The 24,021-nt window shown below is 66.3% G+C and carries 25 protein-coding genes; 12 read left to right on the top strand and 13 right to left on the bottom strand.

All coding sequences use genetic code 11. The features are described 5' to 3' along the window. Window positions 1-19: 19 nt before the first annotated feature. Together sphst_RS08735 and sphst_RS08730 are read right to left on the bottom strand one after the other, a co-directional pair. A complete protein-coding gene (locus tag sphst_RS08735) occupies window positions 20-1,423 on the bottom strand; it encodes an NAD(P)H-dependent flavin oxidoreductase (RefSeq protein ID WP_031395838.1) in 1,404 nt (467 codons plus the stop codon). Window positions 1,424-1,491: 68 nt separating this feature from the next. Beyond that, window positions 1,492-2,628: a glycosyltransferase family 4 protein gene (locus tag sphst_RS08730; protein ID WP_031395837.1), complete on the bottom strand. Its 1,137-nt coding sequence runs from the start codon at window positions 2,626-2,628 to the stop codon at window positions 1,492-1,494. 140 nt (window positions 2,629-2,768) lie between these two features. Between sphst_RS08730 and sphst_RS08725 the strand changes: the two genes are divergently transcribed. Next, the gene (locus tag sphst_RS08725; RefSeq protein ID WP_159043550.1) at window positions 2,769-2,975 is read left to right on the top strand and encodes a hypothetical protein; all 207 of its coding nucleotides are present in this window, start codon (window positions 2,769-2,771) and stop codon (window positions 2,973-2,975) included. A 35-nt stretch (window positions 2,976-3,010) separates the two neighbouring features. On the opposite strand, the gene sphst_RS08720 is transcribed toward sphst_RS08725, so the two are convergent. From sphst_RS08720 to sphst_RS08710, 3 genes are all read right to left on the bottom strand, one after another. Beyond that, complete coding sequence (locus tag sphst_RS08720) at window positions 3,011-4,126, bottom strand: glycosidase (protein WP_031395835.1); 1,116 nt, start codon at window positions 4,124-4,126, stop codon at window positions 3,011-3,013. A gap of 134 nt (window positions 4,127-4,260) precedes the next feature. Beyond that, the gene (locus sphst_RS08715) at window positions 4,261-5,019 is read right to left on the bottom strand and encodes an SDR family oxidoreductase (RefSeq protein ID WP_031395834.1); all 759 of its coding nucleotides are present in this window, start codon (window positions 5,017-5,019) and stop codon (window positions 4,261-4,263) included. A 62-nt stretch (window positions 5,020-5,081) separates the two neighbouring features. Continuing rightward, complete coding sequence (locus sphst_RS08710; protein ID WP_107045426.1) at window positions 5,082-5,963, bottom strand: alpha/beta fold hydrolase; 882 nt, start codon at window positions 5,961-5,963, stop codon at window positions 5,082-5,084. Window positions 5,964-6,000: 37 nt separating this feature from the next. Here sphst_RS08710 and sphst_RS08705 point away from each other — a divergent pair, with 37 nt between their 5' ends. Both sphst_RS08705 and astD read left to right on the top strand, forming a co-directional pair. Next, a complete protein-coding gene (locus sphst_RS08705) occupies window positions 6,001-7,380 on the top strand; it encodes a protein adenylyltransferase SelO family protein (protein ID WP_031395831.1) in 1,380 nt (459 codons plus the stop codon). Window positions 7,381-7,449: 69 nt separating this feature from the next. Continuing rightward, window positions 7,450-8,862: a succinylglutamate-semialdehyde dehydrogenase gene (astD, locus tag sphst_RS08700; RefSeq protein ID WP_031441361.1), complete on the top strand. Its 1,413-nt coding sequence runs from the start codon at window positions 7,450-7,452 to the stop codon at window positions 8,860-8,862. A gap of 63 nt (window positions 8,863-8,925) precedes the next feature. Here astD and sphst_RS08695 read toward each other — a convergent pair whose 3' ends face one another. After that, on the bottom strand, window positions 8,926-10,743 hold the full coding sequence (locus sphst_RS08695) for a DUF885 domain-containing protein (protein WP_031395830.1): 1,818 nt from the start codon (window positions 10,741-10,743) through the stop codon (window positions 8,926-8,928). Between the two features lie 199 nt (window positions 10,744-10,942). Here sphst_RS08695 and cobA point away from each other — a divergent pair, with 199 nt between their 5' ends. The 5 genes from cobA to sphst_RS08670 all read left to right on the top strand — a co-directional run bounded on the left by cobA (window position 10,943) and on the right by sphst_RS08670 (window position 15,116). After that, complete coding sequence (gene cobA, locus sphst_RS08690) at window positions 10,943-11,731, top strand: uroporphyrinogen-III C-methyltransferase (protein ID WP_031395829.1); 789 nt, start codon at window positions 10,943-10,945, stop codon at window positions 11,729-11,731. Further along, complete coding sequence (locus sphst_RS08685) at window positions 11,728-12,024, top strand: DUF2849 domain-containing protein (RefSeq protein WP_031395828.1); 297 nt, start codon at window positions 11,728-11,730, stop codon at window positions 12,022-12,024. The genes cobA and sphst_RS08685 overlap by 4 nt, the downstream gene beginning before the upstream one ends. Window positions 12,025-12,306: 282 nt before the next feature. Beyond that, window positions 12,307-13,938, top strand: coding sequence for a nitrite/sulfite reductase (locus sphst_RS08680; protein ID WP_031395827.1), 1,632 nt, complete (start codon window positions 12,307-12,309; stop codon window positions 13,936-13,938). Continuing rightward, entirely contained in the window at window positions 13,931-14,371 is a 441-nt protein-coding gene (locus tag sphst_RS08675) for a DUF934 domain-containing protein (RefSeq protein ID WP_031395826.1), read from the top strand. Before sphst_RS08680 ends, sphst_RS08675 begins: the two co-directional genes overlap by 8 nt. Further along, entirely contained in the window at window positions 14,364-15,116 is a 753-nt protein-coding gene (locus sphst_RS08670; RefSeq protein WP_031395825.1) for a phosphoadenylyl-sulfate reductase, read from the top strand. The genes sphst_RS08675 and sphst_RS08670 overlap by 8 nt, the downstream gene beginning before the upstream one ends. 165 nt (window positions 15,117-15,281) lie before the next feature. On the opposite strand, the gene sphst_RS08665 is transcribed toward sphst_RS08670, so the two are convergent. Then, the gene (locus sphst_RS08665; RefSeq protein ID WP_031395824.1) at window positions 15,282-16,772 is read right to left on the bottom strand and encodes a replicative DNA helicase; all 1,491 of its coding nucleotides are present in this window, start codon (window positions 16,770-16,772) and stop codon (window positions 15,282-15,284) included. Window positions 16,773-16,915: 143 nt separating this feature from the next. Here sphst_RS08665 and sphst_RS08660 point away from each other — a divergent pair, with 143 nt between their 5' ends. Genes sphst_RS08660 through sphst_RS08650 form a run of 3 tightly spaced genes read left to right on the top strand, consistent with a single transcriptional unit; the run spans window position 16,916 to window position 18,546 of the window. Continuing rightward, window positions 16,916-17,398, top strand: a complete 483-nt coding sequence (locus sphst_RS08660; RefSeq protein ID WP_031395823.1) for a UPF0262 family protein — start codon at window positions 16,916-16,918, stop codon at window positions 17,396-17,398. A 9-nt stretch (window positions 17,399-17,407) separates the two neighbouring features. Beyond that, window positions 17,408-18,085 (top strand): GH25 family lysozyme, encoded by a 678-nt coding sequence (locus sphst_RS08655; protein ID WP_031395822.1) that lies wholly within the window; start codon window positions 17,408-17,410, stop codon window positions 18,083-18,085. Further along, window positions 18,082-18,546 (top strand): cytidine deaminase, encoded by a 465-nt coding sequence (locus sphst_RS08650; protein WP_031395821.1) that lies wholly within the window; start codon window positions 18,082-18,084, stop codon window positions 18,544-18,546. The genes sphst_RS08655 and sphst_RS08650 overlap by 4 nt, the downstream gene beginning before the upstream one ends. A 7-nt stretch (window positions 18,547-18,553) precedes the next feature. Here sphst_RS08650 and sphst_RS08645 read toward each other — a convergent pair whose 3' ends face one another. Then, the gene (locus sphst_RS08645) at window positions 18,554-20,101 is read right to left on the bottom strand and encodes a porin (RefSeq protein WP_107045425.1); all 1,548 of its coding nucleotides are present in this window, start codon (window positions 20,099-20,101) and stop codon (window positions 18,554-18,556) included. Window positions 20,102-20,220: 119 nt separating this feature from the next. Here sphst_RS08645 and dcd point away from each other — a divergent pair, with 119 nt between their 5' ends. Beyond that, the gene (gene dcd, locus sphst_RS08640) at window positions 20,221-20,775 is read left to right on the top strand and encodes a dCTP deaminase (protein ID WP_031395819.1); all 555 of its coding nucleotides are present in this window, start codon (window positions 20,221-20,223) and stop codon (window positions 20,773-20,775) included. A gap of 90 nt (window positions 20,776-20,865) precedes the next feature. Here the strand turns inward: dcd and sphst_RS08635 are convergent, their stop codons facing one another. The 5 genes from sphst_RS08635 to sphst_RS08615 all read right to left on the bottom strand — a co-directional run bounded on the left by sphst_RS08635 (window position 20,866) and on the right by sphst_RS08615 (window position 24,007). Continuing rightward, the gene (locus sphst_RS08635; RefSeq protein ID WP_234387514.1) at window positions 20,866-21,213 is read right to left on the bottom strand and encodes a tetratricopeptide repeat protein; all 348 of its coding nucleotides are present in this window, start codon (window positions 21,211-21,213) and stop codon (window positions 20,866-20,868) included. Between the two features lie 233 nt (window positions 21,214-21,446). Continuing rightward, complete coding sequence (locus tag sphst_RS08630; RefSeq protein WP_031395817.1) at window positions 21,447-21,875, bottom strand: ExbD/TolR family protein; 429 nt, start codon at window positions 21,873-21,875, stop codon at window positions 21,447-21,449. Window positions 21,876-21,908: 33 nt separating this feature from the next. Then, window positions 21,909-22,388, bottom strand: coding sequence for an ExbD/TolR family protein (locus sphst_RS08625; RefSeq protein ID WP_031395816.1), 480 nt, complete (start codon window positions 22,386-22,388; stop codon window positions 21,909-21,911). A 92-nt stretch (window positions 22,389-22,480) separates the two neighbouring features. Beyond that, window positions 22,481-23,275 (bottom strand): MotA/TolQ/ExbB proton channel family protein, encoded by a 795-nt coding sequence (locus sphst_RS08620; RefSeq protein WP_031395815.1) that lies wholly within the window; start codon window positions 23,273-23,275, stop codon window positions 22,481-22,483. Between the two features lie 51 nt (window positions 23,276-23,326). Next, window positions 23,327-24,007, bottom strand: a complete 681-nt coding sequence (locus tag sphst_RS08615) for an energy transducer TonB (RefSeq protein ID WP_056406249.1) — start codon at window positions 24,005-24,007, stop codon at window positions 23,327-23,329. Between the last annotated feature and the right edge of the window lie 14 nt (window positions 24,008-24,021).

Below are 24,021 nucleotides of genomic sequence, written 5' to 3'. Positions count from 1 at the left end.
CCCCCCTACCCTGACCGACTCAGTCGCCGGTCAGGATCCGATCGACCAGCTGCCCGACGCTCGGCACGAACCCGTTGGAATAGAACGGGTCCTTCTTGAAGTTATACGCCGCATGGCCGGCGAACATCAGGTTCTGGTCGATGTCGCCGCCATGCGCGATATCCTGCAGCGTCTTCTGGATGCAGAAGCTGCGCGGGTCGGCGAGCCGCCCCGTCGAGTTCGTCTCGGTATCCGCCCAGCTCGAGAACGAGCATTGCGACAGGCAGCCCATGCAGTCTGCCTGGTCCTTGCGGATCATGCCCTTCTCTTCCGGACCGACGAAGACCAGCGTGTTGTCCGGGGTCTTGAGCGCGTCGGTGAAGCCTTCGCCGAACCACTGGCGTGCGCGCAGCAGGTCGTTGCGCGTCACCCAGAAATTCTTGCCCTTAACGCCGACGTCGAGCTGGAAGATGTGGTCGCCCGCCTCCTGCGTCGAGAACGCGATCTGGCGCTCGGACCGTGCCTCGAGGCTGCGCAGGAACGGGTTGCGCACCGCCGAGGAATAGAAACCGGTCGGCGAGAATTTATGCAGCAGAACGTCGCCTTCCTCGATCCGCGTCAGTGCGTCCTTCCACCCCTGCGGGATCGGGCTTTCGCGCGTCAGCAGCGGGCGGGTGCCGAACTGGAACGCGATCGTGCCGAGCTCGGGATTGTCGATCCAGTCGTTCCAGTCGCGCAGATACCAGACGCCGCCCGCCATCACGATCGGCACGTCGTCCGAGATACCGCCCTCGCGCATCACGTCGCGCAGTTCCTTCACGCGCGGATAGGGATCCTGCGGCTTCAGCGGATCCTCGGCATTCGACAGGCCGTTATGCCCGCCCGCGAGCCACGGATCCTCGTACACGACTGCCGCCAGCCACTGTGCCGCCTTCGAATAGGCGCGCTTCCACAGCGCACGGAACGCCCGCCCCGAACTGACGATCGGCAGATAGCTGACGCCGTAGGACGCGGTGATCTCGCTGAGCTTGTAGGGCATGCCTGCGCCACAGGTGACGCCCGCCACCTTGCCGCGCGTCCGCTCGAGCACGCCGTGCAGGATCCGCTGCGCGCCGCCCATTTCCCACAGCACGTTGATGTTGATCGCGCCCTTGCCGTCGGCGATCTCATAGGCGCGCTCGACCTGCTGGACCGCACCGTCGATCGCATACTGGACGAGCTCCTCATGCCGGTCACGCCGCGTCAGCGCGGCATAGACCTGCGGGATGATCTTGCCCTCTGGATCGTAACTATCGGCATTCACGGCAGAAACCGTGCCGATGCCACCCGCAGCGGCCCAAGCTCCGGCCGACGCATGGTTGGTCGCCGCGACTCCCTTGCCGCCTTCCACCAGCGGCCACACTTCGCGACCGTTATAGACGATAGGCTTCAGGCCCTTGAACACGACGTCACCTCTCCCGGAAAATACGGCCCCCTATATCGCAAGGACGCAGCGTGCGAGCAAATTAAGACCTAGGTTAGCGCGCCGGGTCTGCCGAGCGCCTCTTCGTACAGCGCACGGTAGCGCGCGATCATCACCGATTCGTCGAATTCGGCGCGCGCGCGCCGCTGATTCGCCGCGCCGATCGACGCACGCAGCGCGGGATCCGCGACCAGCGCCTGCAGTGCATCGCGCAGCCGCACCTCGCTCGGCGCTTCGGTGATGAACGGCAGGTTTTCAGGCGCAACCATCCGCCCGACGTCGCCGACCGGATAGCTCGCGATCGGCAGGCCGGCGGCCATCGCCTCGACCACCGAGATCGGAAACTGCTCGCTGCGCGACGACAGAGCGAGGATGTCGAAATGCCCGATATACCGATAGGGCCGGTCGAGAAATCCCGGCAGGACGAGCGTGTCGGCCATCCCCATTGCCGCCGCCGCCTGGGCGATCCGCGCGCGCTCGGGCCCTTCGCCGACGATCACCAGCCGCACCCGCCCGGACACGCCGCCGACCGCACGCACCAGTGCGGTCAGGTCCTTCACCTCGCGCAGGCCCGCCAGCGCGCCGATGACGACCTCCTTCGCCTTCGGGACGAACCCCGGGATCGCCTTGGGCTCGGGCTTTTGCGCGTAATAAGCGGTGCCGATGCCGTTCACGATCCGGTGCACCCGATCGCGCGGCTGTTTCCAGGTCTTCAGCGCGATCGCCTCGAGTACCTCGGACGGTACCGCCAGCGCATGCGCCGCGCCCAGCGCGAGGCGGCGATAGATGTTGCGCTCGATCTTCAGCCCGCCCGCCTCGTCGGCGTTGAAACCGTCCTCGTGATGGACCAGCGGCGGCGCGCCCTTGCCGAACGCGCGGCGCGCCATCGCCCCGTCGATCGCCCCCCAGTTATAGCTCAGCACCAGGTCGAACCGCCGCATATACTGCGCGATCGCCTCGTAGCGCGCGACCGACGGCTTGCCCGTCAGCGGCGGCGGGTTCTGCGCGATCTCGTAGCGGATCCCCTTGGCGATCGCCCCCTGCGCGCCCAGCGCATCGGGCACGCCCGACACGATGGTGTGCTTGGCGCGATCGCCGAACGCATTCATCAACCGCACCGCCCGCGCCTCCTTCCCGCCAAGGTCGAACGAGGAATGGAGATGGAGGATGTTGACGGGTGCGGCCATGCCCGACGCGATGCCGATTTCTCGCCGGGGTTTCAAGGGAGCAGGCGCGCTGGATCGCTGTCCGCTTCCGCCCACTTGCGGACACTAGAAGCATAATTTCATGCCGTGCTATGATGCCGACAATGGAGGGGGGGCGGACGGTGAAAACACTGGATGACTTGATCGAATGGGCGAACGAGCAGCGCGAAGAATCTCTGCAACAGGTCGATCTCTTCAGTAACGGCGGAGTGAAGGCACAGCTTGTCATGCCGGATGGCACTACGCAGGATATTACTGCCGGAGTGCTTTCGCATCAGAAAGCGAACGTAGATGCTTTCACCAGTCTTGTGTCAGCCTTGGAGAGGTAAGGTCCGCTCCCCACCAAAATACGCCACGAACCGCATCAGGCCGGCGGGTCGAACGCAGTCTTCGCGATATGCGTGATCCGGCACGCCAGATCCGCCTCGCCGCTCGCGACCACGTAGAAGTCGCCCGCGTCCGCAATGCCCGTCGTGAAGACGACATTGTCGACGTACATCTGGTCCTTCAATGGTTCGGTCAGCGCGGGGTTCGCCTCGAGCAGCGGCGCGTGCTGGGTTGCGATCGTGATTGACGGGTCGTCCTTGTCGAGGATCGACCAATAGGTGCGGTAGATGCCGACCACGCCCGACGGCTCGACGCCGTGCCACAGGCTCAGCCAGCCGCGATCGGTCAGGATCGGCGGCGTCCCCCCGCCCATCCGCGCGGTCGAGACCGTGGCAGCGTGCGGGCGGATGCCGGGCTTGTCATGCGGCTTCCAGTGGAGCGCATCGGGCGAGCGCGACAGGTTGATCGACGGCCCGGCGCGCCATTCGCTGCCCGGCGGATAGGCGAAATACAGGTCGCCGAGTGGCCGCGTCTGCGCCCAATATTGCCCGCTGATCAGCCCTTCGAAGATCAGCATGTCCTTGTTCTGGTGATCGAGCACGATCCCCTCGAGCTGCCAGTCGAGCGCGTCGGCTGACGAATAGAGAGTCGTCGAATGCCGTTCCGGGCTGACCGAACAGGTCGTCATCAGATAGCGGTCGCCGACCTTCGAGATGCGGGCATCCTCGACGCCATAGCATTGGTAGGGTGTGCGCGGCGCGATCGCCTTGTCGTAATGGACCGCGACGACCGAACGGCCCTCGGCGTCGAGCTCGACCGGTAGCAGCCAGGACAGCGAGGTCAGCGCCATCACCTTCCATCCGCCGCCGGGGATCAAGAATTTGCGCGGATCCTTGGTGTCGACCATCTGCAACGGCCACGCATCGCGCAGATAGGCGCCGTCCTGCCAGCGGATCGCATGGACGTTGCCGCCCTTGACCGGCTCGCGCAACGCCTCCGCCACGCGCACCATCAGCAGCAGATTGCCGTTCGCCAGCCGCGTCATCCCCGGATTGAAGGCGCCGAGCACATAGGTCTCGGCCCCGACCTTGCCCGCCAGCGGTGAGCGCGACAGGTCGATGTCGGCAGGAGTGAAGACGAGCTGATCGAACATGCTATTCTCCTAAAATTCTGGTTGTTCGGCCGCCCCGCACCATGCCCGTTCGCCCTGAGCGAAGTCGAAGGGCATGCCCCGGGCGGAGGTGCTTCGACTTCGTTCAGCACGAACGGGACGGGTGAGCGGTGTCGCTATTCCCCCTCCAACGCGCGGGGCACGATCACGAGCTGCTGGATCACACTGCGTGTCGGCTGCGTGAGCAGGAACTCGACGCCCGCGGCGATGTCCTCGCCGCGCAGCATCTGCTCCGCCGCGATCATCTGCCGCTGCTTCTCGTCGGGCACGTCGGGATATTGCATGTTGGAGCCGACCTTGCCCGGCTCGATCAGCGACACCCGGATCCCCTTGGGCCCCAGCTCGCGACGCAGCGCCTCGGCGAAACCGGCGATACCCGATTTGATGCCCGCATAGACGGTCGAGCTCGGCCCGAGGATATGCGCGCTGAGCGAACCGATCAGGATTAGGTCGCCGATCGGCGTCATCCGGTGCGCGGCGTGATGCGCGCTGAGCAGATAGGCGGTGAAATTGACCGCGATCGCGTAGCGCAGCGCCTCCTCGTCCATCTGCGTCAGCCCGCCCGCGGCGATCGAGGCGTTGATGACGGTGATGTCGAACCCGCCCAGATACGCCTCGCCCGCATCGAAAAAGGCACGGACCTTGTCCGGATCGGCAAGCTCGGTGACCATCCCGTCACCTTCGCCGACCGCGCGGATGCAGACGAGCGCGTCCTCGAGATGACCCGCATCGTGACCGCAGATATAAACCCTGGCGCCCCCCGCCGCGAGCAGCACCGCAATCGCCCGGCCGATGCCTGTCGTCCCTCCCGTGATGATCGCGCGTCGACCCTCAAGGGAGCGATGGTTCGGATGAAGGTCGGCGGGTGCGGTCATAAACTGTTCCGGTCATCGAGCAGGCGGGGCGAGGCGTCGCTGCGACGGCTCGTCCCCGTCCCCTAGGCGCGGACAGCATCCCCCTCAAGCACCTGCGCCAGCAGGTCGTCGATCGGCGCCTGGACGATCGGCTCGCTCAGCGTCGGGGCATGACCGACCCCGGGCACGGTGACGAGCGTCGCGCGGTCGAGCGATGCGACCATCCGATCCGCGATCGGGGCCGACAACAGGTCGGACCGACCACCCCGCACGATCAGCGTCGGGATCTCACGCAGGCCTGCCAGCGCCTGCCACATGTCCGGCCCGGCCTCGCTGCCCGGCACGCGGAACGGTTCGGCGATCTTCAGGTCGTAATCGAGCACGATCCGGCCTGAGCTATTCAGCCGGTAGATGCGCTTGGCCATCGCCAGCCAGTCCTCGATCGTCCAGTCAGGATAGACGTCGGCATTGCTCTCCGACACGCAGCGCGCGGCGTGCATCCAGGTCGGAAAGACGCTCGCCTTGCCGACATAGCCGCGGATCCGCGACAGGCCCTGCGCGTCGATCTCGGGTCCGACATCGTTGAGCAGCGCGGCTGCGATTCGCCCGCGCGCCGGCCCCGCCATCAGCATCGTGACGATCCCGCCGAGCGACGTCCCGAACGCGACGAAACGGTCGATGCCATGCTCGGCCAGCAACGCCTCGACATCCTGCACATAGGTCAGCGGGACATAGGACATCGGATCCTTGGCATAGGCGCTCTCGCCGCGCCCGCGGAGATCGATCGCGATCAGCCGCCAGCGTCCCGCCAGCCGCGCCGCGAGCGCATCGAAATCGCGCGCGTTGCGTGTCAGCCCGGGCAGGCACAGGATCGGCGGGCGACCATCGCCGCCGCCCGGATAGTCGCGTGCGTGCAGCCGCAGCCCGTCCCTGGACCACCAATAGAGGTTTTCGTAAGCGGCCATGGTTGCGTCCTTCGGGTAGCGGCCACCATATCGCCGCATGCCCATCGACCCGCAAGCCTTCCCCGCCTATCGCCCCGAAACCACGTTGCTCGACCTGGGCGACCCGTTCTTCGATCCGGTCGCGGCGGCCGATTTCCCCCGCACCCAGCTCCGCTTCCGCAACGATCGCGCCGCCGCACAGGTCGGTCTGGCGGCGCTCGACGACGACGAATGGACCCGCCATTTCGGCCGGTTCGCGCCGTTGCCGGACACGCTGCCCGGCCCGCTAGCGTTGCGCTATCACGGTCATCAGTTCCGCAATTACAATCCCGATCTGGGCGACGGTCGCGGTTTCACCTTTGCCCAGATGCGCGACGATCGCGGCCGCCTGATGGATCTCAGCACCAAGGGGTCGGGGCAGACGCCGTGGAGCCGCGCGGGCGATGGCCGGCTCACGCTGAAAGGTGGCGTTCGCGAGATCCTCGCGACCGAGATGCTCGAGGCGCTGAACGTACCGACCTCGCGCACGCTATCGCTTATCGAGACGGGCGAAGATCTGCAGCGCGGCGACGAGCCGAGCCCGACCCGCTCTGCGGTCATGGTCCGGCTCAGCCACAGCCATGTCCGGATCGGCACCTTCCAGCGCCTCGCCTATCATCGCGACGACGACGCCCTGCGCCGGCTAGTCGGCTATACATTGCGCAACCTGTTCGACGAGGACGGGAACGGGGAAGGCGACGATCCGGTCCGCCTCCTCGCGCTCGTGGTCGCGCGGACCGCGCGGCTCGCGGCGCGCTACATGGCCGCGGGCTTCGTCCACGGCGTGCTCAATTCGGACAACATCAACGTCACCGGCGAAAGCTTCGACTATGGCCCGTGGCGGTTCGCGCCGACCTGGGACCCGGGCTTCACCGCCGCCTATTTCGATCATCAGGGGCTGTACGCCTTTGGTCGCCAGCCCGAGGCGATCCACTGGGACGTGATGCAGCTCGCGGTATCGCTGCGCACGATCGCCGAGAGCGATCCACTGATCGCCGCGCTCGACGGTTTCGGCCCCGCCTATCAGACCGAAGTGGGCGCGGCGATCCTGTGGCGGCTGGGCGTCCGCCCGCGCGATCCCAACAGCGACCGTGCGCTCGTCCAGGCAACCGAGCGCGCGCTGCGGACCAGCGGGGCGAGTATCGACCGGTTCTTCTTCGACGCGTTCGGCGGCGATCTTCCCGCGGGCTACGGTCCCGAATGGGACGAGGTCCGCGCCGCGCTCGGCGGCTATGCCGCGCGCAAGGATCGCACCCATCCCTATTGGTCGGGCACGCCGTGCAGCCTGCTGATCGACGAGGTGGAATCGATCTGGGCGCCGATCGCCGACGCCGACGACTGGAGCCGTCTTACCGCGAAGGTCGCGGCGATCCGGGCGATGGGCGAGGCGCTCGCCTGATCGCGGGTGCCGCGGCCGACGGTGCGGCGGATGGTGGAAAGTCTTCTAAAATTGGGGCAAGAGCCCGATATGGCCGATGAGATCCTCTCCTACGAACCCGCAACCGGTACGCTGTTGTGGCGTCACCCAATCGGGGATGTCGATACCGAAGTGGCGACCGCGCGGTCGGGATGGGCCGGCTGGGCGTCCAAGCCGCTCGCGTTCCGGATTGAGACGATGCGCCGGTTCGCCAATGTCGTCCGCCAGCGCAACGACGCATTCACCGACCTGATCGCGCGCGAGACGGGCAAGCCGATCTGGGAGGCGCGCGGCGAGGTCGAGACGGTGATCGCCAAGGTCGACATCTCGGTCAGTGCCTATGCCGAACGCACCGCACAGCGCCGGATGGAGGCGCCGATGAACAGCCGCGTCGCGCTGCGCCACAAGCCGCACGGCGTGCTCGCGGTGCTCGGCCCCTATAACTTCCCGGCACACCTCCCCAATGGCCACATCGTCCCCGCGCTGATCGCGGGCAATGCGGTCGTCTTCAAACCGTCCGAGAAGACCCCCGCATCGGGCGCGTTCCTCGTCGAATGCTACCGCGCCGCGGGTGTACCCGAGGATTGCATCCGGCTGCTCGTCGGCGGCCCGGCGGAGGGCAAGGCGCTCGCCGCGCATCCCGATATCGACGGCCTGCTCTTCACCGGTTCGGCCCAGACCGGCCTCGCGCTCAACCGCGCCTTTGCCGAGAAGCCCGAGAAGATCCTGGCGCTCGAAATGGGCGGCAACAACCCGATCATGGTCTGGGACACGCCGGACCTGCACACCGCGGCGGTGCTCGTCGTCCAGTCCGCCTTCACCACCGCCGGCCAGCGCTGCACCGCCGCGCGCCGGCTGATCGTCCAGGAACGGCTCGCCCAGCCGCTGCTCGACACGATCGAGCGGATGATCGCGCGGATCATCGTCGACGAGCCGCATGCGAACCCGGCGCCGTTCATGGGCCCGGTGATCGACAACCAGGCGGCCGACCAGCTGACTGAGAGCTTTCTCGAGCTGCTGATGCGCGGAGGCCGGCCGATCCGGCATCTCGAACGCCCGGTCGACACGCTGCCCTTCCTCCGCCCGGCGATGATCGACGTCACCGACATGGCGGAGCGCCCCGATCTCGAGCTGTTCGGGCCGATCCTGCAGGTCTTCCGCACCGATGATTTCGACGCCGCGATCGCCGAGGCGAACAACACCCGCTACGGCCTGTCCGCCGCGCTGATCAGCCAGACGCCCGCGCTCTACGACCGGTTCTGGGCCAATATCCGCGCCGGCATCGTCAACTGGAACAAGCCCACCAACGGCGCCTCGTCGGGCGCGCCGTTCGGCGGCGTCGGCTGGTCGGGCAACCACCGCCCCAGCGCCTATTACGCCGCCGACTATTGCGCCTATCCGGTCGTCAGCAGCGAATCCGAAAGCGCGCGCGCCAGCATCGGCATCGGCCTGCGCGACGGCTGAGGCGGGTAGCGGCCCCCAAAGCTGCACTCAAATCCTCCCCCGTCAGGGGGAGGATCATGGGGGTTACTTCGCCCCGCCCAACCAGTCGTCGATCTTCTTCTCAAGCACCGGCATCGGCAGTGCCCCCGTGTCGAGCACCTGCGCATGGAAGGCGCGCGGATCGAACGCGGCACCCTGCGCCGCCTGCGCCTTGGCCTTCATCCTGAGGATCGTCAGCTGGCCGATCTTGTAGGCCAGCGCCTGCCCGGGAATCGAGATGTACCGCTCGACCTCGGCGGTCGCGTCGGTCCGCCCCATCGGCGAATTGGCGAGCATATAGGCGATCGCCTGGTCGCGGCTCCACCCCTTGGCGTGGATGCCGGTATCGACGACCAGCCGCATCGCGCGCAGCATCTCGTCGTTCAGGCCGCCCATCCGCTGATAGGGATCGCTCTCGACGCCCAGTTCCTTCCACAAGGTCTCGGCATAGAGCGCCCAGCCCTCGACATAGGCGGTGTTGCCGCCGAACCGGATGAACGCGGGCAGCGCGACATTCTCCTGCGCCAGGCTGATCTGGTAATGATGCCCCGGCACCGCCTCGTGCAGGTACAGTGTCTCCATCCCCCACAGATACCGCGTCGGCAGGTCATAGGTGTTGTAGTAGAAGATCCCCGGCCGCGTGCCGTCGGGGGTCCCCTGCTGATACGACCCCGCCGCATCGGTCTTCGCGCGGAAATCGGGCACCGCGCGGATCTCGAGCGGGCTTTTGGGCACCAGCGAGAATTGCGTCGCGATCCGCGCGTTGACCCGCTTGCCGATCGCCTCATAGCCCTCGCGCACCGCCGCCGCCGACTTGGGCTGGAAGCGTGGATCGGTGCGCAGATGGTCGAAGAAGGCGGCGAGCGTGCCCTTGAACCCGACCGCGGTCTTCTGCGCCTCCATCGCCTGCGTGATCCGCGCGACCTCCGACAGGCCGAGCTGATGCACCGCCTCGGGCTCGAGCGGCAGCGTCGTGCTATCCTCGATCCGCTGCGCATAAAGCGCGGCGCCGCCCGGCAGCGCCGACAGCCCGACCGTATCGCGCGCCTTGGCGAGATATTCATTCGCGAGGAAGTCACGCATCCGGACATGCGCGGGATTGATCACCTCGCGCACCTGCTTGGCATAGGCCGCGGTCAGGCGCGTGCGGTCGGCCGCCGGGATCGACGCGGGGAACATCGTCACCGGCGCGTAGAAGGTCGATTTCTCGACACCCTCGGCGATCAGATTGTCGAACTGGCCGATCATGTTGCGCACGACCAGCTTGGGCTGGGTCACGCCCTTCGCCATGCCCTCGCGGAACCGCGCGATCGCCCGGTCATAGACCGCGGCATAGCCCGCATTGCGCCGCAGATTGTTCTCGTAATCCGCGACCGACTTGAACGGCGCGCCGCCCTTGCCCGACGCGAAATCGGGATAGAAGGTCTGGAACCCGCCGAAATGGCTGAGCGGCAGCAACCGGTCGATCGCGACCAGGTTCGGCGCGAACCCGCGCAGCGCGACCTCGCGGCCGTTGCGGAACACGTCATAGGCGATCTGGTCGACCCGCGTCAGCTTCGCCCGGTCGATCGCGGCGATCGCAGACAGGTCCTGCTCGACGTTGCGCTTGTCCTGCGCGGTGCGCGCATCGGTCAGATATTCGCCGAAGCGATCGGCATAGCGCATGTCGCCGCGGAAGATGGCCTGCAGCGGATCGTTCTTCAGATCGCGCTCGTCGCTTGCATAGAAAAGCTGCTTGAGCTTTGCATCCTCTGGGCCGTCGCCGGCGATCGGCGCGGGCGGCGGCAGCGCCTGGCTCGACACCGGCACCGCGCCGATGAAGGTGGTCGCCAGCAACATGGCGGCAAGGCAGGTCAGGCGCATTATCGAAGTTCCCCATCGCGTCCGGGTTACCCGGTTCGTCGCGCCTTCCTATAGCGCGGACTCCACCACCACCAGCCCGTGACCGGGGCCTGCGAACGTTTCCGGCGTTGGCACCCGCGCCGCGTGGGAAAGCAGGACTAGCCCCGGGGCAAATAATGCTGGGCTCGCCAATCGCCCGCCCAGCGCCCATCTTCCTGACATGGTAAGCTTGCTAGACCCCGGTGCCCGCGGGCGCGTCATCCTCGTCGGGGCGGGGCCCGGCGATCCCGGACTGCTGACCGTACGTGCGGTCGCCGCGCTCGAGATCGCCGACGTCGTCGTCCATGACGGGCTGATCGATCCGCGCGTGCTCGACATTGCGCGGCCTGCCGCCCAGCGCATCTCGGTCGCCAAGCAGCGCGCGCGCCACACGCTGCCGCAGGAGGCGATCAACGCGCTGATCATCGCGCATGTGAAGACCGGCGCGATCGTCGTCCGGCTGAAGGGTGGCGATCCGTTCGTGTTCGGTCGCGGCGGCGAGGAGGTCGAGGCGGTACGTGCGGCGGGCCTGCCGGTCGAGGTGATCCCCGGCGTCTCCGCAGCACTGGGTTGCGCGGCCGAGGCGATGCTCCCGCTCACTCACCGCGATCATTCGAGCGCGGTCAGCTTCGTCGCGGGCCAGTGCAAGGGTCTGACCGAACAGGACTGGTCGGGGCTCGCCGGCCAGGGCCGTACGCTCGTCATCTACATGGGGATCGCGACCGCGACCGATATCGCCGACAAGCTGATGGCCGATGGCGTCGCGCCCGACATGCCGGTTGCGGTGCTCGAGCGCGGCACGCTATCGGGCAGCCGTGCGATGCGGACCCTGCTCGCCGATCTCGGCCCGATGGTGCAGCGCGAGGCGGTAAAGAGCCCCGCGATCATCGTCGTCGGCGAGGTCGTCGAACTCTCCGACGCGCAGGACAAGCTCGCCCGCTGGGCACGAATTGCAGAGGCCGCCGCATGAAGCTCCTGACCGGAAACGACCTTCCCACCGGCGACGTGATCTGGTGGACCGGCGACGGCTGGTCGCGTCACATCGAGGATGCGGCCGATGTCGGCGTCGCGGGTGAATCGATCCTCCAGGCGGAGGAAGGCGCACGCCGCGTCAATGTCCCCTATCTGATCGAGGCGACCGCGACCGCAGACGGCCCCCGCCCTGCGCACATCAAGGACCGCATCCGTGCGCTGGGTCCGACGATGCGGCCCGACCTTACGCTCAAGCCGGCCGATCCGGCTGCGGGGAGTTGGGTTATATGATTCACGCGATGGCGCGAAGGCGCGACGAGAGCAATGAGAAGATGGTTCGCGCGGAGGCGCGGAGGCGCGGAGGTGTCTCCCTTGCCGCGCAGCGGCCCTCACACTCGCTGATTGAGGCAGATTCGATGCCCGCTGGCGCGGGAGTTCCTTCCTCGTCTTTCTCCTCCGCGCCTCCGCGCCTCCGCGTGAACAAAATTCTTCTGAATCTCTTCGCGCCATCGCGCCCCTTCGGCTTCGCTCAGGACAGGCTCCGCGTGAACCAAATTCTACCGGGAACCCCCCATGTATAAGTACGACGAATACGACCAGGCCATCGTCGACCAGCGCGTCGACGAATTCCGCGACCAGGTCCGCCGCCGCCTTTCGGGCGAGCTGACCGAGGACCAGTTCAAGCCGCTGCGCCTGATGAACGGCCTGTATCTGCAGTTGCATGCCTACATGCTGCGCGTCGCGGTGCCCTATGGCACGCTGGACGGCCGGCAGATGCGGATGCTCGGCCACATCGCGCGCAAATATGATCGCGGCTACGGCCATTTCACGACGCGGCAGAACATCCAGTTCAACTGGATCCAGCTCGATCAGACCCCGGACATCCTCCAGGAGCTGTCGACGGTCGAGATGCATGCCATCCAGACCTCGGGCAACTGCATCCGCAACATCAGTTCCGACCAGTTCGCCGGCGCCGCCGCGGACGAGGTCGCCGATCCGCGCCCTTGGGCCGAGCTGATCCGTCAGTGGAGCACGTTCCATCCCGAATTCACCTACCTCCCGCGCAAGTTCAAGATCTGCGTGATCGCGGCGGACGAGGATCGCGCGGCGATGCGGCTGCACGATATCGGCATCGGTCTGCACGTCCGCGACGGCGAACTCGGCGCGAAGATCTATGTCGGCGGCGGCATGGGCCGCACGCCGATGATCAGCCACGAGATCCGCGATTTCGTCCCCGCCGACGACCTGATGAGCTATCTCGAGGCGTGCCTGCGCGTCTACAATCGCTACGGCCGCCGCGACAATATCTACAAGGCGCGGATCAAGATCCTGCTGCACGAGATCGGCCCCGACGAATATCGTCGCCAGGTCGAGGAGGAATTCGCCGCGGTGAAGGGCCTCGGCCTCGATCCGCCGCGCGCCGAACTCGAGCGGATCACGAGCCATTTCGGCGCGCCCGCATTCGAGGAAAACGCGTCCACCGAGATCGACCGCAGCGATCCCGACTTCGCGGTCTGGCTCGACCAGAATGTGAAGGCGCACAAGCAGCCCGGCTATGCGATCGTCAACATCAGCCTGAAGCCCGTCGGCGGCATCCCCGGCGACGCGTCGGCGGACCAGATCGACGTGATGGCCGATCTCGGCACGCGCTACAGCTTCGACGAACTGCGCGTCACGCATGCGCAGAACATCGTCCTGCCGCACGTCCGCATGGCCGATCTACACGCGGTGTGGTCGACGCTCAGCGAGGCGGGGCTGGCCGAGGCCAATCTCGACCTGATCAGCGACATCATCGCCTGCCCCGGCCTCGATTATTGCAGCCTCGCCAATGCGCGGTCGATCCCGCTCGCGCAGAAGATCGCGACGCGCTTCGGCGATCTTGGCCGTCAGCGCGAGCTGGGTGAGCTCAAGCTCAAGATCAGCGGCTGCATCAACGCCTGCGGGCATCACCATGCCGGCCACATCGGCATCCTCGGCGTCGACAAGAAGGGCACCGAGAATTACCAGCTCTCGCTCGGCGGATCGGGCGCGGAGGATGTGAGCCTCGCCAAGATCACCGGCCCCGGCTTCTCGGAGGATGGCGTCGTCGACGCGATCGAACGCGTTACCGACCGCTATCTCCAGGTCCGTGACCCCGGCGAGCGCTTCCTCGACACCTATCGCCGCGTCGGCTTCGAGACGTTCAAGGAGGCGATCTATGGTTGAGTATCCGGACCAGACGCTGCTCCGATTCCGCGATGACGAGCCGCATGACGAGCCTGCGGTGACGCTCGATTCGTTCATCGGCCAGAGCAACGCCGCCGCCGTCCGCCTCGAAGCGGGTGACGATGCGCGCGCGCTGCTGCCGCAGATCGACCAGCTCGCGCTGATCGAGGTGAGCTTTCCCGGCTATCGCGACGGGCGCGGCTATTCGGCGGCGCGGATCCTGCGCGAGGCGGGCTATACCGGCGAGCTGCGTGCGGCGGGCGACGTGCTTGTCGACCAGATTCCGTTGATGCGCCGCTGCGGCTTCGACAGCTTCGCGCCCGAGGCCCCGATCGATATCGACGTGCTGCGCGCCAGCCTCGCGCGCTACGACACGCCCTATCAGAAGGCGGCGGACGGCGCCGTGCCGGTCTGGAAGCTGCGCCATGGGTGAAGCGCTCCGCCGGATCGACACGATCGACGTCACCCCCGCCTTTACGAAGGCGGATGCACAGGCGATGCAGGACCGGTTCGCCGGCGTTCCTGCGGCGCAGATGCTGCGCGAGCTGCTGACCGGCGAGCTGGCCGGGCGGATCGCGTCGGTCTCGTCCTTCGGTGCCGAATCGGCGGTGCTGCTGCACATGGTCGCGCAGGTCGATGTCGACGTGCCGGTGGTCTTCACCAACACGCAGAAGATGTTCGGCGAGACGCTCGCCTATCGTGATGCGCTCGCCGAACGGCTGGGCCTCACCGACCTGCGCGTGTTCAGACCCGATCCGCGGCTGCTGGCGATCAAGGATCGGGCGGGCGAGCGCTGGTCTTATGACCCCGATGGCTGCTGCGACCTGCGCAAGGTCGAGCCGCTGCGCCGCGCGCTCGCGCCGTTCGACGCGTGGATCTCGGGGCGCAAGGGCTTCCAGTCGGGCACGCGCACCGCGCTGCCGCGGTTCGAGGAAGATGAGGGCCGGTTGAAGATCAACCCGCTCGCCGACTGGGACAAGGCGCGGCTCGATGCCTATTTCGCCGAGCATGACCTGCCGCGGCATCCGCTCGAGGCGCAGGGTTATCTCTCGATCGGCTGCGCGCCCTGCACGACCAAGGTCGCCCCCGGCGAGGATCCGCGCGCGGGGCGTTGGCGCAGCTTCGACAAGGTCGAATGCGGCATCCACGCCCCCGGCGGCTACGACCCGATCATCTGACTGAATTCCCTCGCCCCTTTGGGGAGAGGGAGGGAGGAGCCGTAGGCGACGGAAGGGAGAGGGGCGTTGGGATCAACCGTCCCGCGTCTCACACCCCTCACCCTTCCCACGGCAAGTGCCGCGGGCCCCTTCCCTCTCCCCCGCGGGGAGAGGGAGATGAGCGCCTCAATATTCCGCCAGATCCGAGAACTTCGTGATCGTCGGATCAAACTTCATCCGCACCTTGCCGGTCGCACCGTGACGCTGCTTGGCGATGATCAGCTCGGCCAGGCCATAGACGCGCTCCATCTCGGCTGCCCAGGACGCGTGATCCTCGAAGATCTTCGCGCTGTCGCCTTCGGCCGGCCGCTTGGGCTCCTTCGAGGCGACGTAATAGTCCTCGCGGTATACGAACCAGACCATGTCCGCGTCCTGCTCGATCGACCCCGATTCGCGAAGATCTGACAGCATCGGCGTCTTGTCCTCGCGGCTTTCGACCGCGCGGCTCAGCTGCGACAGTGCCAGCACCGGCACGTTCAGATCCTTCGCCAGCGTTTTCAGCCCGCGCGAAATCTCGGAGATTTCCTGGACGCGGTTGCCGTCCTTGCTCTTGCCCGACCCCGACAGCAGCTGGAGATAGTCGACCACCACCAGCCCGATCTCGTTATTGTGGCGACGCTGCAGCCGGCGGACGCGCGTGTGCAGCGCGCCGATCGACAGGCCGCCGGTGTCGTCGATGAATAGCGGCAGGTTCTCAAGCTCGGCCGCCGCGGCCGCGAGCTGCGCGAACTCGGTGCGGCTGATCTTGCCCATGCGGAGCGATTCGGAACTGATCTGAGACTGCTCGGCAAGAATACGCGTCGCCAGCTGATCCGCGGACATTTCGAGGCTGAAGAACGCAACCTTCGCGCCGACCGAATCCTTCGGGGCGATCCCGTCGGCCATGTCGCGCATCCAGCGCCGCGCGGCGTTGAACGCGATGTTGGTGGCGAGCGACGTCTTGCCCATGCCCGGACGCCCGGCGAGGATCATGAGATCGCTGTGATGCATGCCGCCGATCTTGGCGTTGATCGAATCGATACCCGTCGTCACGCCCGACAAATTGCCGCCCGAGTTGAGCGCCCGCTCGGCCATCTTGACCGCTGCGGTGGTCGCCTGCGCGAACGTCTTGACCGAGTTCTCCGCCCCGCCATCGGCGGCGACCTTGAACAATTCCTCCTCGGCGAGTTCGATCTGCGCACGCGGATTAACCTCCTCGGACGTATCCATCGCGCGGTCGACCAGGGTGCGGCCGACCGAGACGAGCGCGCGCAGCATCGCCAGGTCATAGATCTGCTGCGCGAACTGGCGCGCACCGATCAGCCCCGCGCCGCTGCCCGTGAGGCCGGCCAGATAGGCGGGGCCGCCCAGCTCGCGCATGCCCTCGTCCGCGTCGAACATCGGCCGCAGCGTGACCGGCGTCACCAGCATGTCGTTGCCACGGAGCGTCTTGATCGCGGCGAAGATGCGCCCGTGTACGGGTTCGAAGAAATGCGTGGGTTCGAGCTTGTCGACCAGATCGTCGGCGAGCCGGTTATCGATCATCATCGCGCCGAGCATCGCGGCTTCGGCCTCGACGTTGCGGGGAAGCTGCTGTGGTTCGGCCACGGCGGGGACGGGGAATGCGAGGGTTGCCATACTGCGTTCTACGCACTGCGCGCGATCGCTCCAAGCCAACTGCGCCAGAATGATGGGGATAAGTCGACCAGCCAGCCGCGATCGGCGGCCGCCGGTGCAGGCGACAAGTGACACGCGTTACGACCATCGCTATCGCACATGGCATGGCCGACCCGCGGATCATCGACATACAGCTCGACGAGCGCACGATTGCGTGGCGTTCCGCGGATATCGAGCAGGAACGCCGGATCGCGATCTTCGACCTGATCGAGGGCAATTATTTCGCGCCGCAGCGCCAGCATGCCGATGGCTATGCCGGCCCGTACCGCATCAGGCTCGAGACGGAGGAAGGCCGTCTCGGCATTCACATCCATCGTGAGGACGACACGCATCTTGAGACACTGGTGCTCGCGCTCGGCCGTTTCCGCCGACCGATCAAGGACTATTTCGCGATCTGCGACAGCTATTACCAGGCGATTCGCCAGTCCTCGCCCGCGCAGATCGAAACCGTCGACATGGCCCGGCGCGGCGTCCACAACGAGGCCGCCGAGCTGCTCAAGGACCGGCTGTCGGGCAAGATCGAGGTCGATTTCGACACCGCCCGCCGGTTGTTCACGCTTATCTGCGTCCTGCATCTGCGTGGCTGAGCAACGCTGATGGCGACAACATTGCTGAAGCTTGCGACCCTGCTGTTCGGCACGGGCGGCATTGCGATTGGCGGCTGGGCCTATGCGACGCAGTGGCATCCCGCGACCGAGACCTATCCGCTGCAAGGCGTCGACCTGGGTGAAAATCCCGCGCCGGTCGAATGGGGAACGGTGCGCGCGCGCGGCGTCGACTTCGCCTATATCGTCGCGACCTCGGGCAAGGATCGCCGCGATCCCGCGTTCGAGGCGAACTGGGCGGCGCTTCCCGAAGCCGGGCTGCGGCGCGGCGCGGTGCATATCTATTCGCTGTGCCAGCCTGCGGTCGAACAGGCGAACGCGTTCAATACCTTCGTGCCCGCCGCCGCCGATGCGCTGCCCGTCGCCGTAGACGTGCAGTTCCGTGATGATTGCGTCGCCCGCCCTGAAAAGGCCGCGCTGGTCGCCGATCTGACGCGCTTCGTGACGATGGTGGAGACGCATACCGGCAAGCCCGTCCTGCTGCGGATCGGCAAGTCGGTCGAGGGCAGCTATGCGTTGTCGGCGGCACTGCCGCGGCCGGTCTGGGCGATGGCCAATCTGCTCAAGCCCGATTATGCGGCACGGCCATGGCGCATGTGGCGCGCGAGCAATTTTCGGCGTGTCGAGGGAATCGAGGGACCGGTGAACTGGGACGTGGTGGCAGGATGAACGATGGTTTCGACACCGATCAGGCAACCCGCCTGATCGCCGCGGCGCGCGATGCCGCACGTCACGCGCATGCGCCCTATTCACGATTCGCGGTCGGCGCCGCAGTGCTGCTCGACGACGGCAGCGTGATCACCGGCGCCAATTTCGAGAATGCGAGTTACGGCCTGTCGCTCTGCGCCGAAACCGTCGCGCTGGCGACCGCAAGCGCGCAGGGCCGCCTGCGTGACGTCGTCGCGATCGGCGTGATCGGCGGCGCGATGGATGCGGACGGCATCGCCACCGGCCTCTCCCCGGTGAGCCCCTGCGGACGGTGCCGCCAGGTGATCAACGAGGCGGCGCAGATGGGCGGGCGCGATCTCCCCGTGCATTGCGGCGCGGCGCAGGGCGACGCTGTCCGCAGCTACCGCCTGTCGGAGCTTCTCCCCGATGCGTTCGGCCCGGCGGACCTCGGGATCGGCTGATCCGCGGTCAGTAGTTGAACTGCAACTGTGTGCGGATCAGATCGCCCTCCGCCCGGCCCTCGCGGCGTTCGTCGGCCTCGCGCCGCGTCATCCGCGCATAGGCGATGGTCAGCTCGATCGGCGGGGTCGGCTGGAACTCGATTCCCAGCTCGAACTCGTCGGTCTCGAGCCGCGGCGCGTTGGGCAGCGCCTTCCACCCGCCGCGATAATATTGCCGGCGGGCATAGGGCATGAACGGACCGAGCGGCGACGATCGCACGCGCGCCATCGCCTGAACATAGCCGCCGTTGAGCCGCTTGGTCGTAATCGACTGCGACGCGTCGTCATATTCGGGGCCGCGACCCCAGTTCCACTCAGCCTGAAACCCGAAGGGCTGCGGATAGAGGATCGCGTGGACGCCGAACCGCTCATCGGCAAAGCTCGTGTCGCTGACCCCGCCGCTGCGCAATTCGGGCTGGACGCGATTACGGATGGCCGCCCCGCCGACCTCCAACACCTGTCCGCTGAACGCCCCGCCAAGCCCGTCCAGCGCGAACGGCCACGTCGCCATCGCCACCGTCATCGCGCCATCATTGGTCTCGGCGCGGCTGATCCCCTGGCCGTTATACACGCCGAGCGCGAACGCGCCGTAATTGCCGAACAGTTTCTGGCCGTCCTCCTCGAGGCGATCCCAGATCCGTTGCACGCCGGTGGGCGTGTAATAGGCGACGATGCCGAGATCGCGCTCCCCGGGAACCCCGCTGTTGATCCCGTCGCTGCGATCGATCGTGATGCGATTCGACGAGGACTGCATATTCTCCCACCCGAAGGGCACCTTCGACTGCCCGAACCGCAGCCGGAAGCGGCGATCCGCGTCGAGGAACGTGTCGACATAGGCGTCGCGCAGCTGGGCAAAGCCCTCGCGTCGCTCGCCGCCCGACTGGTTGCTGACGTTCACCGCGAAGTCGGGCTGGAGATAGAAGGACACACGGTCGGTCAGATCGCCCTGCAGGACCAGCCGGACGCGCCGGAGCGAGAAGCCGGTATTGTCGCCGATGCTGCCGTCATGCACCGACCGCAACCGCGACTGGCCGTCCGGCGCGGTGCGATCGCCCGACACGATCTCGTTCAACCGCATCTGCGTATAGCCGCGGATCGCGATGCGATCATACCAGGCGCGCTTCGGCTCGGGCGTTGCCGCGGCCAATTGCGTCGAGGGGGCGGCCGCTGGTGCCGGCTTGGGAGCGGGTGCAGGCGTTGCTGCAATCGCGACCGGCGCGGTAACGGGCGCGGGGACTGGTGCAGCGACTGGCGCGGCCTGGGCAATCGGCCCATTCTGCGCGGCCTTGAGCTCGGCGATCGTAGCCTTCAGTTCGTCGATCTGACGTTGCAGGTCCTGCACCGACTGCGCCTGCGCCGCGCCGCCCGACAGCGCGATCGATCCGGCCAGCGCGATCCGCACATAGCGGCTGGCACGGCGCGCGCGGACCGCGGCGCGATCCCGCTCGCCATCATGGTCCGGAAGCTGTGGCTCGACGGACGTACCGCGCGGAAAAGGCTGCCGAATCTGGTTCATGCCGCGCCCCATGACGGCCCGGCACGCCGGCTGCAACGGCAAAAACGCTCTCTGCGTGCGCGCGCTCTTGCCGCCATCGACCATCCGCGCGAAAGCAGCGGCGAAAAGGGGAATGTCTCATGTCCGTCATGTCCGACCGCTGGATTCGCGAACGCGCGCTGGGCGATGCGATGATCGAGCCATTTCATGAGGCGCAGCGCCGCGACGGCTGTATCAGCTACGGCCTGTCCTCCTACGGCTATGACGCGCGCGTCGCCGACGAGTTCAAGATCTTCACCAATGTCGACAGTGCGATCGTCGATCCGAAGAATTTCGACGCGAACAGCTTCGTCGACCGCAAGACCGATGTCTGCATCATCCCGCCGAACAGCTTTGCGCTGGCGCGGACGGTCGAATATTTCCGCATTCCGCGCGATACGCTGGTGATCTGTCTGGGCAAATCGACCTATGCGCGCTGCGGGATCATCGTCAACGTCACCCCGCTCGAACCCGAATGGGAGGGCCATGTGACGCTCGAATTCTCCAACACCACGCCGCTCCCCGCGAAGATCTACGCGAACGAGGGCGCCTGCCAGTTCCTGTTCCTGCGCGGCAACGAGCCGTGCGAGATCAGCTATGCCGACCGCGCGGGCAAATATATGGGCCAGCGCGGGGTCACCCTGCCCCGGCTCTGACCGCCTCAGGCGTCGACCGCGCGAGGTCGACGCCTCTGCCTCACTACCGCAACCACAGAACCGGCGCCGGACGAGCGCGACGGCCTTCGTTTAGCGCGTGGCGATCTGCACCGGGGCCACGCCGAGCGCGCGCCGTGCCAGGTCATGCGACGAGGCCACCGCACCCGAGGGAAGGTCTATCGCGATGTCGCGGCGTTCGAGTACGCGCTTGTACAGCGCCCGTGCGTCCGCCTCGCGGCCCGTCCGGCGATAAACCGCGGCAAGGTTGAGCATCAGTTCGGGGCGACCCGGATAGACCGCCTGTTCCGCCAGAATATGACGTTCGGCCGCGGCCAGATCGCCCGACACGATCGCCTGATAGCCATTCTGATCCGCCGCGAGCGCCGGTGCTGCCGCGCCGACAAGGGCAAGAACTACAAAGCCGAATTTGCGCATCATCCCGTCTCCATCGCCCTTCTGAGTCGAAAGGTTTCACTTTTGTGACACTGTTGTGTCACTTCGATGACTGGAGCGCAATATGGCATTTTTACGGATATCGCCCTGGTAAGGCCGTGAGGTGCGCGCGCGGTATGCCGACGCTCTTTTCGCCCCCAGTGTCATGGACGTCGGACATGCAAAAGGGGCGGCCCTTGCGGACCGCCCCTGGCATCGTATCGATCGTGTCGCGTGACTTAGAAGTCGTTGCGATACTGCTCGTTACCGATGAAGCCGAGCTTCGTGATCGAAGACCGCTTCACGACGGCCAGCGTGCGATCGACGACTTCGTACCGCGCCTGCGGGTCCGGCTGGAAGTGAAGTTCCGGCTCGGGGTTCATGCCCGCGGTCTGGTCCAGATACTGGCGCAGCGTCACCTCGTCGACCGGCGACCCGTTCCAGGCCACCGTGCCCGATGCGTCGATCGAGATCTTGTTCTTCTCGGGGTCGATCGGGTTCTGCGGCGGGTTCTTGCTGTTGACCGGAAGGTCAACCTTGACCGCGTGCGTCTGGATCGGGATCGTGATGATGAACATGATGAGGAGAACGAGCAGGACGTCGATCAACGGCGTCATGTTCATTTCCATCATCGGCCCGTCATCTTCTTTGCCGCCGCCCATTGCCATTCTATACTACTCCTAAATACGTCCGAGCGATCGTCAGCGTTCGGTGGTGCCGCCGGGGGGCGGCTCGGAGATGAAGCCGACGCGGGCGAAGCCGGCGCGCTGCATCGTGTAGATCGTGCCGCCGATGCACTTGTACGGCGTGTTCACGTCGCCGCGAATATGCGCCTCGGGCAGCTCAAGACCTGCGGCATTCACGCCACCCTGACGATCGATCTCGGTCTTCAGCTTGGCGACCGCGCGATCGAGGAGCTCGGTCGAGGTGACCGGGGTCATGTTCCAATACACTGCACAGCTGCCATCGCCATTTGTCGTCACCGACAGCGAGACATTTTCGGGCTTGGTCGTGGTCGGATCAAATTTGACCTCGGGGAGCTTCAGCTGCACCGCCTGGACCGCGACGGTCGTCGTCACCAGAAAGATGATCAGGAGCACGAGCATGACGTCGACCAGCGGCGTCGTATTGATGTCCGATATCGATTTCTCGGTGGAATCGCCACCAACACTCATCGCCATGTGCGAACTATCCTATTCTTTTATCGCCACCGGCACCGCCGGCGGGAAGGAAGCGGAGCTGCCGCGAACGGCAGCCCCGCCTTTCTCGCGTCTTAGTTAGCGCGCGGCACGCCACCGGTCTGACCGGCAGTCGTGGTCGCCGTGGCAGGCTTGGCCACAACCGGCTTGACGCCCGAAGCGGTGATCGGACGCACGGCGCCGTTCGATGCCAGGAAGCCGAGCACGTCGTTCGAGAAGGCCGACAGGTCCTCTGCGATCGACTTGTTGCGACGCTGCAGCCAGTTGTACGACAGCACGGCAGGAACCGCGACGACGAGACCCAGTGCGGTCATGATCAGTGCTTCACCGACCGGCCCTGCGACCTTGTCGATCGATGCCTGACCCGATGCACCGATCTTCACGAGTGCGCGGTAGATGCCGATAACCGTACCGAACAGACCGATGAACGGCGAAACCGAACCGACCGTTGCGAGGAAGGCGAGACCGCCACCCAGCTTCGAGTTGATCGCAGCTTCCGAACGCGCGAGCGAACCGTGCAGCCAGTCATGCGCCTCGACCGGATCGGTCAGCTTCGAATGCTGCTCCTGAGCGGCCAGGCCGTCGTCGACGATCTGCTTGTAGGCCGAGTTCTTCTCGAGCTTGGCCGAACCTTCGCGAAGGCTGTTCGACGACCAGAAGGCCTGACGAACGCGCTTGCCCTGGCCGATAATCTTCTGCTGCTCGAACAGCTTGGAGAACAGGATGTAGAACGAAACCACCGACATCAGCACCAGAATGCCGAACACGGTCTGGGAGATGAGACCGCCTTCGCGAAGTGCCGCTTCGAGGCCGTACGGGTTGGCTTCGGCTGCTGCGGGCGCCGCCGCGGCAAGGATAGTGGTGAACATGGTCGGATGATCCTCTTAAGATTCGTTGGTCTAAGTGCGCCGAGACGCAGATTAATTTTCCGGCAACGTCCACCGGATACGCTGCGTCGCACTCGAACGCATCGGGTTCCCGGCCTGATCGAGCGCCGGCGAGTAGCGACCACGTCGCGTCATCGCAGCACAGGCTGCCCGATCGAGAGCAGGCGAACCGCTCGACGACGTCACGGTGCAGTTCTCGACACGACCCTGGGCATTAATGTCCCAGCGCATCGCGACCGCACCCTGTTCGCCGGCACGGATCGCGCTCGGCGGATAGTCGTCCTGGCTCACCCACGTAGCCGGATTACCCTTGGCGCCCGCGGCCTTGCTGACCGTCGGTGCTGCTGGCGGGGCCGGCGGCGCTGGCGGCGCGGGAGGCGCCGGCGGTGCCGTTGGCTGGCTCAGCGGGATGATGTTCGACGTCGTGATCGCCGGAGCGGGCGACGGCGTAACAACGACCGGCGGCGGCACGACGACGGTGGTCGGCGGCGGCGGCAGGTTGGGCTGGTCAGGCGGCGGCGGCGGGGGCTCGTCGGGCGGAGGCGGCGGTGGCGGCGGCTCCACGTCGAACGTGTTTAACTTTTCGGTGGCCTTTTTCACGTATTGAAACGCGAGGCCGGTGACGAAAGCATAGCCCAAGGCAGCATGAATCAGCGCGACGATGACGATCGCGACGATTTTGCCTGAGGACATCTTCTGGTCAACATAGGCCATTCAGCAACGACACT

It is taken from the genome of Sphingomonas sp. STIS6.2 (assembly GCF_000732685.2).
In the GTDB taxonomy this organism is placed as follows: domain Bacteria; phylum Pseudomonadota; class Alphaproteobacteria; order Sphingomonadales; family Sphingomonadaceae; genus Sphingomonas; species Sphingomonas aerolata.
Note: the sequence above shows the minus strand (reverse complement) of the source record. Positions and strands in the feature narration are given on the sequence as shown.